At 66.4% G+C, this 12,432-nt stretch carries 24 protein-coding genes; all 24 read right to left on the bottom strand.

Annotation, left to right across the window (positions count from 1 at the left end):
- Nucleotides 1–85 precede the first annotated feature (85 nt).
- The 24 genes from rpsK to rpsS all read right to left on the bottom strand — a co-directional run bounded on the left by rpsK (nt 86) and on the right by rpsS (nt 12,422).
- Nucleotides 86–493, bottom strand: a complete 408-nt coding sequence (gene rpsK / locus OG403_RS15525; protein WP_030232513.1) for a 30S ribosomal protein S11 — start codon at nt 491–493, stop codon at nt 86–88.
- Nucleotides 494–566: 73 nt separating this feature from the next.
- Entirely contained in the window at nt 567–947 is a 381-nt protein-coding gene (gene rpsM / locus OG403_RS15530; RefSeq protein WP_280692217.1) for a 30S ribosomal protein S13, read from the bottom strand.
- 172 nt (nt 948–1,119) lie between these two features.
- Complete coding sequence (gene rpmJ, locus OG403_RS15535) at nt 1,120–1,233, bottom strand: 50S ribosomal protein L36 (protein WP_003956441.1); 114 nt, start codon at nt 1,231–1,233, stop codon at nt 1,120–1,122.
- Between the two features lie 59 nt (nt 1,234–1,292).
- Complete coding sequence (gene infA / locus OG403_RS15540) at nt 1,293–1,514, bottom strand: translation initiation factor IF-1 (protein ID WP_003956442.1); 222 nt, start codon at nt 1,512–1,514, stop codon at nt 1,293–1,295.
- 161 nt (nt 1,515–1,675) lie between these two features.
- Nucleotides 1,676–2,101 (bottom strand): large conductance mechanosensitive channel protein MscL, encoded by a 426-nt coding sequence (gene mscL, locus OG403_RS15545; RefSeq protein ID WP_329564846.1) that lies wholly within the window; start codon nt 2,099–2,101, stop codon nt 1,676–1,678.
- A 71-nt stretch (nt 2,102–2,172) separates the two neighbouring features.
- Entirely contained in the window at nt 2,173–3,012 is an 840-nt protein-coding gene (gene map, locus OG403_RS15550) for a type I methionyl aminopeptidase (protein WP_329572321.1), read from the bottom strand.
- 155 nt (nt 3,013–3,167) lie between these two features.
- Nucleotides 3,168–3,827, bottom strand: a complete 660-nt coding sequence (locus OG403_RS15555; protein ID WP_329564847.1) for an adenylate kinase — start codon at nt 3,825–3,827, stop codon at nt 3,168–3,170.
- Nucleotides 3,827–5,134, bottom strand: coding sequence for a preprotein translocase subunit SecY (secY, locus tag OG403_RS15560; RefSeq protein ID WP_329564848.1), 1,308 nt, complete (start codon nt 5,132–5,134; stop codon nt 3,827–3,829). Before secY ends, OG403_RS15555 begins: the two co-directional genes overlap by 1 nt.
- 331 nt (nt 5,135–5,465) lie before the next feature.
- Nucleotides 5,466–5,918: a 50S ribosomal protein L15 gene (gene rplO, locus OG403_RS15565; protein WP_329564849.1), complete on the bottom strand. Its 453-nt coding sequence runs from the start codon at nt 5,916–5,918 to the stop codon at nt 5,466–5,468.
- Nucleotide 5,919: 1 nt separating this feature from the next.
- Nucleotides 5,920–6,102: a 50S ribosomal protein L30 gene (gene rpmD, locus OG403_RS15570; RefSeq protein ID WP_030300409.1), complete on the bottom strand. Its 183-nt coding sequence runs from the start codon at nt 6,100–6,102 to the stop codon at nt 5,920–5,922.
- Complete coding sequence (rpsE, locus tag OG403_RS15575) at nt 6,102–6,743, bottom strand: 30S ribosomal protein S5 (RefSeq protein WP_329564850.1); 642 nt, start codon at nt 6,741–6,743, stop codon at nt 6,102–6,104. Before rpsE ends, rpmD begins: the two co-directional genes overlap by 1 nt.
- A 48-nt stretch (nt 6,744–6,791) precedes the next feature.
- On the bottom strand, nt 6,792–7,175 hold the full coding sequence (rplR, locus tag OG403_RS15580; protein ID WP_280692204.1) for a 50S ribosomal protein L18: 384 nt from the start codon (nt 7,173–7,175) through the stop codon (nt 6,792–6,794).
- A 3-nt stretch (nt 7,176–7,178) separates the two neighbouring features.
- Nucleotides 7,179–7,718, bottom strand: coding sequence for a 50S ribosomal protein L6 (rplF, locus tag OG403_RS15585; RefSeq protein WP_329564851.1), 540 nt, complete (start codon nt 7,716–7,718; stop codon nt 7,179–7,181).
- A gap of 22 nt (nt 7,719–7,740) precedes the next feature.
- The gene (rpsH, locus tag OG403_RS15590) at nt 7,741–8,148 is read right to left on the bottom strand and encodes a 30S ribosomal protein S8 (RefSeq protein ID WP_184937226.1); all 408 of its coding nucleotides are present in this window, start codon (nt 8,146–8,148) and stop codon (nt 7,741–7,743) included.
- Nucleotides 8,149–8,413: 265 nt separating this feature from the next.
- A complete protein-coding gene (locus OG403_RS15595; protein WP_030055830.1) occupies nt 8,414–8,599 on the bottom strand; it encodes a type Z 30S ribosomal protein S14 in 186 nt (61 codons plus the stop codon).
- Between the two features lie 4 nt (nt 8,600–8,603).
- Entirely contained in the window at nt 8,604–9,182 is a 579-nt protein-coding gene (rplE, locus tag OG403_RS15600; protein WP_280692202.1) for a 50S ribosomal protein L5, read from the bottom strand.
- The gene (gene rplX, locus OG403_RS15605; protein WP_035853973.1) at nt 9,182–9,493 is read right to left on the bottom strand and encodes a 50S ribosomal protein L24; all 312 of its coding nucleotides are present in this window, start codon (nt 9,491–9,493) and stop codon (nt 9,182–9,184) included. The genes rplE and rplX overlap by 1 nt, the downstream gene beginning before the upstream one ends.
- A 15-nt stretch (nt 9,494–9,508) precedes the next feature.
- A complete protein-coding gene (rplN, locus tag OG403_RS15610; protein WP_035848171.1) occupies nt 9,509–9,880 on the bottom strand; it encodes a 50S ribosomal protein L14 in 372 nt (123 codons plus the stop codon).
- Nucleotides 9,881–9,983: 103 nt separating this feature from the next.
- Nucleotides 9,984–10,256: a 30S ribosomal protein S17 gene (gene rpsQ, locus OG403_RS15615; protein ID WP_110670527.1), complete on the bottom strand. Its 273-nt coding sequence runs from the start codon at nt 10,254–10,256 to the stop codon at nt 9,984–9,986.
- Nucleotides 10,256–10,480, bottom strand: a complete 225-nt coding sequence (gene rpmC / locus OG403_RS15620; RefSeq protein WP_035848170.1) for a 50S ribosomal protein L29 — start codon at nt 10,478–10,480, stop codon at nt 10,256–10,258. Before rpmC ends, rpsQ begins: the two co-directional genes overlap by 1 nt.
- Nucleotides 10,480–10,899 carry a 50S ribosomal protein L16 gene (gene rplP / locus OG403_RS15625; protein WP_329564852.1) on the bottom strand — a complete coding sequence of 140 codons (420 nt, stop codon included), beginning with the start codon at nt 10,897–10,899 and terminating at the stop codon, nt 10,480–10,482. Before rplP ends, rpmC begins: the two co-directional genes overlap by 1 nt.
- A 3-nt stretch (nt 10,900–10,902) precedes the next feature.
- Nucleotides 10,903–11,736: a 30S ribosomal protein S3 gene (gene rpsC, locus OG403_RS15630; RefSeq protein ID WP_280692196.1), complete on the bottom strand. Its 834-nt coding sequence runs from the start codon at nt 11,734–11,736 to the stop codon at nt 10,903–10,905.
- Entirely contained in the window at nt 11,736–12,083 is a 348-nt protein-coding gene (gene rplV / locus OG403_RS15635) for a 50S ribosomal protein L22 (protein WP_280692195.1), read from the bottom strand. Before rplV ends, rpsC begins: the two co-directional genes overlap by 1 nt.
- Before the next feature lie 57 nt (nt 12,084–12,140).
- Nucleotides 12,141–12,422 (bottom strand): 30S ribosomal protein S19, encoded by a 282-nt coding sequence (gene rpsS, locus OG403_RS15640; RefSeq protein WP_030232469.1) that lies wholly within the window; start codon nt 12,420–12,422, stop codon nt 12,141–12,143.
- Between the last annotated feature and the right edge of the window lie 10 nt (nt 12,423–12,432).

Here is a 12,432-nt window from a genome sequence, read left to right on the forward strand (position 1 = left end):
TGCCGAACAAGACCAGCGTACGGGGTCCCGATGGAAACGAGACCCCGTACGCGGTGGTGAAGCAGGTCTGCCCGAAGGCGACGCGTCAGACGCGGCGACGCTTCGGCGGACGGCAGCCGTTGTGCGGGGTGGGGGTGACGTCCTGGATCGAACCCACCTCCAGGCCGGTGGCCTGGAGCGAGCGGATCGCGGTCTCACGGCCGGAGCCCGGACCCTTGACGAAGACGTCGACCTTGCGCATGCCGTGCTCCTGCGCACGACGCGCGGCGGCCTCGGCGGCCATCTGCGCGGCGAACGGGGTGGACTTGCGCGAGCCCTTGAAGCCCACGTGGCCGGCGGAGGCCCAGGAGATCACGTTGCCCGCGGGGTCGGTGATCGAAACGATGGTGTTGTTGAACGTGCTCTTGATGTGCGCGTGGCCGTGAGCGACGTTCTTCTTTTCCTTGCGGCGGATCTTCTTCGCGCCGGCAGCCTGACGACCCTTGGGGGGCATAAGTCTGTTTCTCCTACTGAGGTGGTCGGTCCGCTAACCCGCGGGCCGGAGGGATGTCCGGTTAACGGGCGGACTACTTCTTGCCCGGCTTCTTCTTGCCGGCAATCGCGCGACGCGGGCCCTTGCGGGTACGCGCGTTGGTGTGGGTGCGCTGACCGCGGACGGGCAGGCCACGGCGGTGACGCAGACCCTCGTAGCAGCCGATCTCGACCTTGCGGCGGATGTCGGCGGCGACCTCGCGGCGGAGGTCACCCTCGACGCGGTAGTTGGCCTCGATCCACTTGCCCAGCTTGACGAGGTCGTCTTCGGAGATGTCGCGAACGCGGATGTCGGGGTTCACGCCCGTCTCGGCCAGCGTCTGCTGGGCGCGGGTACGGCCGATGCCGTAGACGTACGTGAGGGCGATCTCGATCCGCTTCTCGCGGGGGAGATCAACGCCGGCGAGGCGTGCCATTCATGGCTCCTGTGGTTCTTCAGAGGTCTTACGAGCCGCCACTCCATCTGTTCACACAGAGAGAGCCCCGGCCTCTGACCGGGGGTGGCAGTCCGTCCCTGGGGACGGATCGGGCAGCCCGTGTATGACTGTGCGCGTCGCGCGAAGGTACTACGAGAAATGCTGGGGAGGATCAGCCCTGGCGCTGCTTGTGGCGCAGGTTGTCGCAGATCACCATGACCCGGCCGTGGCGGCGGATCACCTTGCACTTGTCGCAGATCTTCTTGACGCTCGGCTTGACCTTCATGTTCTGGTCCTCCGGGTCTAGATCTGACGGTCCCGCCCCTCGCGGGGCGAGCAATGGAACTACTTGTAGCGGTAGACGATGCGTCCGCGAGTCAGGTCGTAGGGGCTCAGCTCCACGACGACGCGGTCATCCGGCAGGATTCGGATGTAGTGCATCCGCATCTTGCCGCTGATGTGCGCGAGGACCTTGTGACCGTTCTGCAGCTCAACCTTGAACATCGCGTTCGGGAGAGACTCGATCACGGTGCCCTCGATCTCAATGGCGCCTTGCTTCTTTGCCATGAACTACGAGATCCACCTTCCGGGACCGGCTACCGTATGCGGCACGCTCGTGCGAACCTGGGTTCACCCCGCCCCTGAGAGGGAAGAGGGCGTGCTGAAGCACGCTACGAGTGAGCCGACGGTCCATCCTACGCCACCGTCCGCTCAGCGACCAAAACGGGTCAGTGCTGCGCCGCGACGGCGAACGGCTGGACCTGCGCGGTGCAGGCCGAGCAGCGGCTGGCCGCCTGCGGGATCTCGGTCAGGCACTCCGGGCAGGGGCGCACCGCGACCTTCGGCTTCTTCGGCAGGTACCGGGCGGTGGCCCGGGTCACCGGCAGCACCACGCAGAAGTACAGCACCGCGGCGGTCAGCACGAACGCGATCAGCACGTTCAGGAACTGCCCGTACGGGAAGGTCACGTGGGCCGCGGTGAAGGTGCGCGAGCTGAAGTCGCCGGCCGCACCCAGCACCACGCCCACCAGCGGCGTGAGGAACGCCTTCACGAACCCGGTGACCACCGCGGTGAACGCCGACCCGATCACGATGCCGACGCCCATGTCGATGACGTTGCCGCGCATCATGAAGTCGCGAAAGCCCTTGAGCACTTGTTACCCCTATTGTCCGATTTCGCCTGCCGCTGAAGGCAGCACGATACCGGTTCAGCCCAGCGGCCGTGTTAACCCAAGGGATCCGGCGCCGCGGTCACACCGAGGGCCGCGAGCTGTGCCTTGCCGCCGTCGAAGGCGGTGAGCACCAGCGGGCCCTGCTCGGTGACGGCCACCGAGTGCTCCCAGTGCGCGGCCCAGGTGCCGTCGTTGGTGACGACCGTCCAGTCGTCCTCCAGGACCGCGGTGTGCGGGGTGCCCAGCGAGACCATCGGCTCGATCGCCAGCACCGTGCCGGGGACCAGCTTGGGACCCTTGCCACGGCCGCGCTCGACGTAGTTCAGCACGTGCGGCTCCATGTGCATGGCGGTGCCGATGCCGTGGCCGCCGTAGCCCTCGGTGATGCCCCACTTGCCCTTGGGCGGCAGCGGCTGGCGCCGGATGAAGCCCTCGATCGCCTTGGAGACGTCGACCAGGCGGTTGCTCTTCTTCATCTGGGCGATGCCGGCCCACATCGAGCCCTCGGTCACCTGGCTGAGCATCGCGACCTCGGGGCGGACCTCGCCGACCGGCACGGTGATCGCCGCGTCGCCGTGCCAACCGTCGATGATCGCACCGCAGTCGATCGAGATGATGTCGCCCTCGGCCAGCACCCGCTCGCCGGGGATGCCGTGCACCACCTCGTTGTTGACCGAGGCGCAGATCACCCCGGGGAACCAGAGGCCGCCGTGGTGGGCCCGGAAGTTGGAGGTGGCGCCGTGGTCGGCGATCACCTTGGCCGCGATGTCGTTGAGCTCCTGGGTGCTCACCCCGGGGGCGACCGCCTCGCGGCAGGCCTTGAGCGCCTCGGCGACGACCAGCCCGGCCGCTCGCATCTTCGCGATCTGCTCGGGGGTCTTGATCTCCACCATCTGGCCAGTGCCTTTCGTCGGTATGTCGGCCACCCGGTCCTTGCCGGGCGGCGGTTCCACTCCCCCACGGTACGACCCCGCGGCTGACCACAGAGCAACACGGCCGCGGTACCCGGTGAGCGGGTACCGCGGCCGTGTGGGGGAAAGCCCTGTTCTCAGCCCTGAGCGCGGGCCTGCAGCGCGTCCACCGCGCGCCGGGTCACCTCGTCGACCTTGCCGAGCGCCGAGATGGTGGTGACCAGCCTCTGCTTGACGTAGTACTCGATGATCGGCTCGGTCTCCGTGTGGTAGACCTCGAGCCGGGTACGGACCGCGTCCTCGGTGTCGTCCGAGCGCTGGTACAGCTCGCCGCCGCACTCGTCGCAGACGCCCTCGGCGGCCGGCGGGTTGTAGTCCACGTGGTAGACGTGGGCGCCGTTGTTGCGGCAGAGCCGGCGACCGGCGATCCGCTTCACCACCTCGTCCTCGGGGACCTCCAGGTCGAGCACGCCGTCCAGGGTGATGCCCTCGGCGGTGAGGTGCTCGTCCAGCGCCTTGGCCTGGGCCAGGTTGCGCGGGAAGCCGTCGAGCAGGAAGCCCTGCGCGGTGTCCGGCTGGAGGAGGCGGTCCTTGGCCATCCCGATGGTTACCTCGTCCGGTACGAGCTGACCCTTGTCCATGTAGCCCTTCGCCTCGAGCCCCAGCGGGGTGCTCTGGCTGATGTTGGCCCGGAACAGGTCACCGGTCGAGATGTGGGGAATGGACAGGGTCTTGGCGAGCACGTGCGCCTGAGTACCCTTCCCGGCCCCGGGAGGTCCGACGAGGACGATACGCATCAGCGGAGGAACCCTTCGTAATTACGCTGCTGGAGCTGGCTCTCGATCTGCTTCACAGTTTCGAGTCCGACGCCGACGATGATGAGGATGCTGGTGCCACCGAACGGGATCGTGGTGCTCGCGTTGAGGGCGACCAGGCCGATCATCGGGATCAGCGCGATGAGGCCCAGGTAGAGCGAACCCGGCCAGGTGATGCGGGTCAGCACGTAGTTCAGGTATTCGGCCGTCGGGCGACCGGCCCGGATGCCCGGGATGAAGCCACCATACTTCTTCATATTGTCCGCAACTTCCTCGGGGTTGAAGGAGATCGCGACGTAGAAGAAGGCGAAGAACACGATCAGCACGAAGTACGTGACCATGTAGATGGGGTGGTCGCCCTTGGTGAAGTTGTTCTGGATCCAGATCGCCCAGCCGGCCTTGCTGCTGGTCAGCTGAGCGACCAAGGCCGGGATGTACAGCAGCGAGGAGGCGAAGATGACCGGGATGACACCGGCCTGGTTCACCTTGAGCGGGATGTAGGTCGACGTGCCGCCGAAGGCCCGCCGCCCGATCATGCGCTTGGCGTACTGGACCGGGATCCGCCGTTGGGCCTGCTCGACGAAGATGACCAGCACCACCACGACCACGCCGACCGCGAGGACCGCGAAGAAGTCGACCCAGCCGCCACCGATCTTGCCGGCCTTCTTGATCGACCAGAGGTTCCCGGGGAAGCCGGAGGCGATCGAGGTGAAGATCAGGATCGACATGCCGTTGCCGATGCCGCGGTCGGTGATCAGCTCACCGAGCCACATGATCATCGTGGTACCGGCGGTCATGGTGATGACCATGGTGGCGATCCGGAACACCGAGGTGTCCGGCACGACCTGGTTGCCCACGGCACAGGTGGAGAAGAGCGCGCCGTTGGACGCGGTCGCCACGATGCCGGTGCCCTGCAGGATCGCCAGCGCGATGGTCAGGTACCGGGTGTACTGGGTGATCTTCGTGGTGCCGGCCTGCCCCTCCTTCTTCAGCGCTTCCAGCCGCGGGATCACGACGGTCAGCAGCTGGAGGATGATGCTGGCGGTGATGTACGGCATGATGCCGAGCGCAAAAATCGTCAACTGCAGCAGCGCGCCGCCGCTGAACAGGTTGACGAGGCCGAAGAGGCCGCTGTTGCTCTGCTTGACGCACTCGTTCACGGCTTTGAAGTTGACGCCGGGGACGGGGACGTGCGCACCCATCCGGAACAGCACCATGATGCCCAGCGTGAACAGCAGCTTCTTGCGCAGGTCGGGCGTCTTGAACGCCCGCGCGAACGCACTGAGCACGGTGCCTCCTGCGCCTCCCGCGCGTCGTCGGCGGGAGGGTCGGTCCTGATGATGGGAGTTGAGGTTGGTCCTGCTCCGCGCAGCCGGGGGGAGGCTACAAGGGAACTCCACGGACTCTAACAGTGCGCAGCCACTCCGAAGAAGCGCACGGAGCAGGGGGTTGCCCAAGGGGCGCCCAGATGCCCGGTTTTGGCCTGGCTTGAGCGCCAAAGTCGTGCCGATGACCACATAAACGACCGGAGCCCCGCCCCTCGAAAGAGGGACGGGGCTCCGAATCCGACCTGACGTCAGTCAGCTACTGCTGCTGCTCGTCGGCGAGTCGTCAGCGGGCTCAGATGAGCTCGGTGACGGTGCCGCCGGCGGCCTTGATCTTCTCGGCGGCGGAGCCGGAGACGGCGTCCACCGAGACCTGCAGCGCGACCGAGATCTCGCCGGTGCCGAGCACCTTGACGAGCGAGTTCTTGCGAACCGCGCCCTTCTCGACGAGACCCTCGACCGTGACCTCGCCACCCTGCGGGTAGAGCTCGGCCAGCTTGTCGAGGTTGACCACCTGGAAGGTGATCTTGAAGGGGTTCTTGAAGCCCTTCAGCTTCGGCAGGCGCATGTGGAGGGGCATCTGGCCACCCTCGAAGCGCTGCGGAACCTGGTAGCGGGCCTTGGTGCCCTTGGTGCCACGACCGGCGGTCTTACCCTTGGACGCCTCACCACGACCGACACGGATCTTGTCGGTCTTGGCGCCGGGGGCGGGACGCAGGTTGTGGATCTTGATCGGCGAGTCAGCCATCTCAGTCCACCTCCTCGACCGTGACGAGGTGACGCACGGTCTGGGCCATCCCGCGGATCTCGGGACGGTCCTCCTTGACGACCACATCGTGCATGCGCTTCAGACCCAGCGAGCGCAGCGTCTCGCGGTGGTTCTGCTTGCTGCCGATGTAGGACTTGGTCTGCGTGATCTTCAGGCGAGCCATCAGGCACCCGCCCCAGCGGTCGCGGCAGCGGTGCCGGCGGCGCGAGCGCGCAGCAGGGCGGCCGGGGCCACGTCCTCGAGCGGCAGACCACGACGGGCGGCGATCTCCTCGGGGCGCACGAGGCCCTTCAGAGCGGCCACCGTGGCGTGCACGATGTTGATCGCGTTGTCCGAGCCGAGCGACTTCGACAGGATGTCGTGAACGCCGGCGCACTCCAGGACGGCACGCACCGGGCCACCGGCGATAACACCGGTACCGGGGGAAGCCGGCTTCAGGAGCACGACGCCGGCGGCCTTCTCGCCCTGGATCGGGTGCGGGATGGTGCCCTGGATACGGGGGACCTTGAAGAAGTTCTTCTTGGCCTCCTCAACACCCTTGGCGATGGCGGCCGGAACCTCCTTCGCCTTCCCGTAACCGACACCCACGGTGCCGTCACCGTCGCCCACCACGACCAGCGCGGTGAAGCTGAAACGACGACCACCCTTGACAACCTTGGCGACACGGTTGATCGCGACAACGCGCTCGACGTAAGCGGTCTTCTCGACGACCGGGGCGTTGCCCTGACCATCACGCTTACGGTCGCGCCGCTCGCCACCGGTGCCGCCGCCGGCGCCGCTACCGCGGCGCTGGGGTCCAGCCATTGGAATTACCTCTCTCGATTACGTCCGTCGACTGAGCCGACGAGCGGCTTAGAAGTCGAGCCCGGCCTCACGGGCCGCGTCCGCCAGGGCGGCGATGCGGCCGGCGTACCGGTTGCCCGCGCGGTCGAAGACGACCGACTCGATGCCGGCGGCCTTGGCGCGCTCGGCGACCAGGCTCCCGACCTTCTTGGCCAGCTCGGTCTTGTCGCCCTCGGTGCCCTTGATGGACACGTCGAGGGTGGACGCCGACGCCAGGGTGTGACCCTTGGCGTCGTCGATGACCTGGGCGACCATGTGACGGTTCGAGCGCGTCACAACGAGGCGCGGACGCACCTCGGTGCCGACGACGCGCTTGCGAACGCGAATCGCGCGGCGCTTACGGGCGGAGGGCTTGTAGGCGTTGCCCTTGCCGATCTTGACAGAGACGCTCATCGCTTACTTACCACTCTTTCCGACCTTGCGGCGGATGACCTCGCCCGCGTACTTGACGCCCTTGGCCTTGTACGGGTCGGGCTTGCGCAGCTTGCGGATCTTGGCCGAAACCTCGCCGACCAGCTGCTTGTCGATCCCGTCCACGTGGAACTTGGTGGGCGACTCGACCACGAAGGAGATGCCCTCCGGGGCCTCGATCAGGATCGGGTGGCTGTAGCCGAGCTGGAACTCCATGGCGGAGCCCTTCGCTGCGACACGGTAACCAACACCGCTGATCTCCAGCGACTTGCGGTAGCCCGCGGTCACGCCGGTGATCATGTTCGCCACCAGCGTGCGGGTCAGGCCGTGCAGGGCCTTCGACTGACGCTCGTCGTTCGGGCGCGAGACGACCAGGGTGCCGGTCTCGTCCTTGCTGATCTCGATCGGCTCGGCGACGACGTGCGCGAGGGAGCCCTTGGGACCCTTCACACCGACCGTCTGGCCATCGATGGTGACGTCCACGCCGGCGGGAACCGGGATGGGCAGCCGTCCAATACGCGACATTGCTGTACCTCCGTTTCCCGAATTACCAGACGTAGGCGAGAACTTCTCCGCCTACGCCCTTCTTGGCGGCCTGCTTGTCGGTGAGGAGACCCGAGGACGTGGAGATGATCGCCACGCCCAGGCCGCCGAGCACCTTCGGCAGGTTGGTGGACTTTGCGTAGACCCGCAGGCCCGGCTTGCTGATGCGCTTGATACCAGCGATCGAGCGCTCGCGGTTGGGGCCGAACTTGAGCTCGATGGTCAGCTTCTTGCCGACCTCGCCCTCCTGCGGCTCCTCGACCTTCCAGCTGGAGATGTAACCCTCCTGCTGCAGGATCTGCGCGACGTGCGACTTGATCTTGCTAGCCGGCATCGCCACGGTGTCGTGGTACGCCGAGTTCGCGTTACGCAGACGCGTGAGCATGTCTGCGATGGGGTCGGTCATGGTCATGATGGCCTCAGGCCTCTCTCGCCGTGGTTTCTCCGCGCCAGGTCCCCCCGCCGCACTCCGCGAGGAGTTCGGCAGGGGCACAGACGCAGGGGACCTGCGGCGTTAGTAAGACTGGGTGCGAGCCCTCCAAGAGGGCCGCGGACATTCATAGGGAATGCCACGGCAGGGGGCCCGACCCCACTACCTTACGGGATCCGGAACTGGAACCCAAAAGTGGTGGGGTCGGGCGCCGTCTGCGTCGCTGTGGAACCCAAGCGCTCTGGGACTACCAGGAGCTCTTGGTCACGCCCGGCAGCTCGCCGCGGTGCGCCATCTCACGGAGGCACACACGGCAGAGGCCGAACTTGCGGTACACCGAGTGCGGACGGCCGCAGCGCTGGCACCGGGTGTAGGCCCGGACGCCGAACTTCGGCTTACGCTCGGACTTCGCGATGAGGGACTTCTTCGCCATTGGCTCACGCCTCCTTGAACGGGAAGCCCAGAGCGCGCAGGAGCGCCCGGCCCTCGTCGTCGGTCTGAGCGGTGGTCACGACGGTGATGTCCATACCGCGCTGACGGTCGACCTTGTCCTGGTCGATCTCGTGGAACATGACCTGCTCGGTCAGACCGAACGTGTAGTTGCCACGGCCGTCGAACTGCTTCGGGGAGAGACCACGGAAGTCGCGGATACGCGGCAGCGCCAGCGACACCAGACGGTCCAGGAACTCCCACATGCGGTCACCACGGAGGGTGACGTGGGTGCCGATCGGCTGGCCCTCACGCAGCTTGAACTGCGCGATGGACTTGCGAGCCTTCGTCACCGCCGGCTTCTGGCCGGTGATGGCGGTGAGGTCGCGGATCGCGCCCTCGATCAGCTTGGAGTCGCGGGCGGCCTCGCCCACACCCATGTTGACCACGACCTTGACCAGGCCGGGGATCAGCATGACGTTCTCGTAGGAGAACTCCTCCTGCAGCTGGCCCTTGATCTCGGCGTTGTAACGCGCCTTGAGGCGGGGGGCCACCTTCTCAACGTTCTCGATGGTCGTCTCAGACATCAGATGTCCTCACCGGTTCGCTTGGCAACGCGGATCTTGTTGCCCTCGTCATCGAAGCGGTAACCAACGCGAGTGACGACCTTCTTGCCGTCCTTCTCCACGACCAGCTGCACGTTGGAGACGTGCACCGGGGCCTCGACGGTGATGATGCCACCGGCGGTGCCCTGGCCGGGCTTGGTGTGCTTCTTGACCCGGTTCACACCCTCGACGAGGACCTTGTTCTCGGCGGGCATGGCCTGAATGACCTTGCCCTGCTTGCCGCGGTCCTTGCCGGTGATGACCTGAACCAGGTCACCCTTCTTGATCTTCATGCTGTTCGCCATGGGTTAGAGCACCTCCGGCGCAAGCGAGATGATCTTCATGAACTTCTTGTCACGCAGCTCGCGGCCCACCGGGCCGAAGATGCGGGTGCCACGGGGGTCACCATCGGTGTTCTTGAGCACGACGGCGGCGTTCTCGTCGAACCGGATGTACGAACCGTCGGGACGACGGCGCGACTTCACGGTGCGGACGATGACGCACTTGACGACGTCGCCCTTCTTGACGGTGCCACCGGGGATCGCGTCCTTGACGGTAGCGACGATGACGTCCCCGATGCCGGCGTAGCGGCGACCGGAGCCACCGAGAACGCGGATGCAAAGGATTTCCTTCGCGCCCGTGTTGTCGGCGACACGCAGTCGCGACTCCTGCTGGATCACAGCTTTCTCCTGATCGTCAACGAGAGTCGACGGGCCGGCCGCTGCTCACACCGGCGTCCCCGCGGGGACCTGGTGCACATACGGCCGTACCTCATCGGCTTCGTTACTTGGCCTTCTCGAGGATCTCGACGACGCGCCAGCGCTTCGTCGCGGACAGCGGGCGGGTCTCCGCGAGGAGGACCCGGTCACCGATGCCGCACGCGTTCTGCTCGTCGTGCGCCTTCAGCTTGTTCGTACGGCGGATGACCTTGCCGTACAGAGCGTGCTTGACGCGGTCCTCGACGGCGACGACGACGGTCTTGTCCATCTTGTCGCTGACGACGAGACCCTCACGGGTCTTGCGGAAACCGCGCGTCTCGTTGGTGTTCTCAGTCATCAGGCGTTCTCCACCGTCTCGATGCCCAGCTCGCGCTCGCGCATCAGGGTGTAGATCCGCGCGATGTCCTTACGGACCAGCCGGAGCCGTCCGTGGTTGTCGAGCTGTCCGGTCGCCGCCTGGAAGCGGAGGTTGAACAGCTCCTCCTTGGCCTCGCGGAGCTTGGCAACGAGACCCTCGTTGTCCAGCTCGCGCAGCTCAGCAGCCTTGGTGCCGGCCGACATCAGCTCTCACCTGCCTCGCGCCGGACAATCCGGCACTTCATCGGGAGCTTGTGAGCTGCGCGGGTCAGCGCCTCACGAGCCACCTTCTCGTTGGGGTAGGACAGCTCGAACATGACCCGTCCCGGGTGAACGTTGGCGATCCACCACTCCGGCGAACCCTTACCGGAACCCATGCGGGTCTCGGCAGGCTTCTTGGTGAGGGGGCGGTCCGGGTAGATGTTGATCCAGACCTTGCCGCCACGCTTGATGTGACGGGTGATGGCGATACGAGCGGACTCGATCTGCCGGTTCGTCACGTAGGCCGGGGTGACGGCCTGGATGCCGTACTCGCCGAAGGCGAGCTCGGTGCCACCCTTGGACATGCCACGGCGCTTCGGGTGGTGCTGCTTGCGGTGCTTGACCCGACGGGGGATCAGCATGGGTCAGGCCTCCGTTCCGGTGCTCTCAGCAGCCGGCGCCTCGTTCACCGCAGCCGCGGGGGCCTCGGTGTTCGCGGGACGACGACCGCCACGGGCGCCACCACGCTCGCCGCCACGGCCACCGCGCTCGCCGCCACGCGCGGGGCGGGCGTCGTTGCGGGCCGGACGGTTGCCCGAGCGGGCAGCGGCGTTCTCAGCGCGGACCTCGGCGATGTTCTTGACGTCGCCCTTGTAGATCCAGACCTTCACGCCGATACGGCCGAAGGTCGTCTTGGCCTCGAAGAAGCCGTAGTCGACGTTCGCGCGCAGCGTGTGCAGCGGCACACGACCCTCGCGGTAGAACTCCGAACGGCTCATCTCGGCGCCGCCGAGACGACCGGAGCACTGGACCTTGATGCCCTTGGCGCCGGACTTCATGGTGCCCTGCATCGACTTGCGCATGGCACGGCGGAACGACACGCGGGAGGACAGCTGCTCCGCGACGCCCTGAGCCACGAGCTGGGCGTCCAGCTCGGGGTTCTTGACCTCGAGGATGTTCAGCTGGACCTGCTTGCCGGTCAGCTTCTCGAGGTCGCCGCGGATGCGGTCGGCCTCGGTGCCACGGCGACCGATGACGATGCCGGGGCGAGCGGTGTGGATGTCGACGCGGACGCGGTCGCGGGTGCGCTCGATCTCGACCTTGGAGATACCGGCGCGCTCCATGCCCTTCGTCATCATGCGACGAATGGCAACGTCTTCCTTGACGTAGTCCTTGTACAGCTTGTCGGCGTACCAGCGGGACTTGAAGTCCGTGCTGATGCCGAGGCGGAACCCGTGCGGGTTAACCTTCTGGCCCATTACCGGGTCCCTTCCTTGCTGCTGACGACCACGGTGATGTGGCTGGTCCGCTTGCGGATCCGGTAGGCACGGCCCTGGGCACGCGGACGGAACCGCTTCAGGGTCGGGCCCTCGTCAACGTACGCCTCGCTGATGACGAGGTCGTCCACGTTGTTGTGGTTGTAGTTGTGCGCGGCGTTGGCGATGGCGCTGTTGAGCACCTTGCCGACCGGCACGGTGGCGGCCTGCGGAGCGAACCGCAGGATCGCCTGGGCCTCCGTGGCGTTCAGGCCACGGATGAGGTCCACCACGCGGCGGGCCTTCATGGGCGTGACGCGGATGTACCGCGCCTGGGCCCTGGCTTCCATGGTTGTCCCCTTAATGGAGTAAGTCATTGAGTCGTTCTGGCCGTGAAGCTCAGGCGACTAGCGACGCTTCGACTTGCGGTCGTCCTTGACGTGGCCGCGGAAGGTGCGGGTCGGAGCGAACTCGCCCAGCTTGTGGCCGACCATCGACTCGGTGACGAACACCGGGACGTGCTTGCGACCATCGTGGACCGCGATCGTGTGACCGAGCATGCTCGGGCTGATCACGGAGCGGCGGGACCAGGTCTTGATGACGTTCTGGGTACCGGCTTCATTCTGTACGTCCACCTTCTTGATGAGGTGGCCGTCGATGAAGGGGCCCTTCTTGAGACTGCGCGGCATCTGACCTGCT

The sequence above is a fragment of the Kitasatospora sp. NBC_01266 genome, from assembly GCF_036242395.1.
Lineage (GTDB): Bacteria > Actinomycetota > Actinomycetes > Streptomycetales > Streptomycetaceae > Kitasatospora.

Bases quoted from the DNA above. Each gene is read 5' to 3' on its own strand.
- rpsK (WP_030232513.1), bottom strand. From the start codon at position 493: ATGCCCCCCAAGGGTCGTCAGGCTGCCGGCGCGAAGAAGATCCGCCGC.
- rpsC (WP_280692196.1), bottom strand. From the start codon at position 11,736: ATGGGCCAGAAGGTTAACCCGCACGGGTTCCGCCTCGGCATCAGCACG.
- rplR (WP_280692204.1), bottom strand. From the start codon at position 7,175: ATGAGCGTCTCTGTCAAGATCGGCAAGGGCAACGCCTACAAGCCCTCC.
- rpsM (WP_280692217.1), bottom strand. From the start codon at position 947: ATGGCACGCCTCGCCGGCGTTGATCTCCCCCGCGAGAAGCGGATCGAG.
- OG403_RS15555 (WP_329564847.1), bottom strand. From the start codon at position 3,827: ATGCGTATCGTCCTCGTCGGACCTCCCGGGGCCGGGAAGGGTACTCAG.
- rpmD (WP_030300409.1), bottom strand. From the start codon at position 6,102: ATGGCTCGCCTGAAGATCACGCAGACCAAGTCCTACATCGGCAGCAAG.
- rplF (WP_329564851.1), bottom strand. From the start codon at position 7,718: ATGTCGCGTATTGGACGGCTGCCCATCCCGGTTCCCGCCGGCGTGGAC.
- rpmJ (WP_003956441.1), bottom strand. From the start codon at position 1,233: ATGAAGGTCAAGCCGAGCGTCAAGAAGATCTGCGACAAGTGCAAGGTG.
- OG403_RS15595 (WP_030055830.1), bottom strand. From the start codon at position 8,599: ATGGCGAAGAAGTCCCTCATCGCGAAGTCCGAGCGTAAGCCGAAGTTC.
- rplE (WP_280692202.1), bottom strand. From the start codon at position 9,182: ATGTCTGAGACGACCATCGAGAACGTTGAGAAGGTGGCCCCCCGCCTC.
- map (WP_329572321.1), bottom strand. From the start codon at position 3,012: ATGGTGGAGATCAAGACCCCCGAGCAGATCGCGAAGATGCGAGCGGCC.
- infA (WP_003956442.1), bottom strand. From the start codon at position 1,514: ATGGCAAAGAAGCAAGGCGCCATTGAGATCGAGGGCACCGTGATCGAG.
- rpmC (WP_035848170.1), bottom strand. From the start codon at position 10,480: ATGTCGGCCGGCACCAAGGCTGCTGAGCTGCGCGAGCTGGACAACGAG.
- rplX (WP_035853973.1), bottom strand. From the start codon at position 9,493: ATGAAGATCAAGAAGGGTGACCTGGTTCAGGTCATCACCGGCAAGGAC.
- rplP (WP_329564852.1), bottom strand. From the start codon at position 10,899: ATGCTGATCCCCCGTCGGGTCAAGCACCGCAAGCAGCACCACCCGAAG.
- rplV (WP_280692195.1), bottom strand. From the start codon at position 12,083: ATGGAAGCCAGGGCCCAGGCGCGGTACATCCGCGTCACGCCCATGAAG.
- rpsS (WP_030232469.1), bottom strand. From the start codon at position 12,422: ATGCCGCGCAGTCTCAAGAAGGGCCCCTTCATCGACGGCCACCTCATC.
- rpsE (WP_329564850.1), bottom strand. From the start codon at position 6,743: ATGGCTGGACCCCAGCGCCGCGGTAGCGGCGCCGGCGGCGGCACCGGT.
- rplO (WP_329564849.1), bottom strand. From the start codon at position 5,918: ATGGCTGACTCGCCGATCAAGATCCACAACCTGCGTCCCGCCCCCGGC.
- rpsQ (WP_110670527.1), bottom strand. From the start codon at position 10,256: ATGACTGAGAACACCAACGAGACGCGCGGTTTCCGCAAGACCCGTGAG.
- rpsH (WP_184937226.1), bottom strand. From the start codon at position 8,148: ATGACCATGACCGACCCCATCGCAGACATGCTCACGCGTCTGCGTAAC.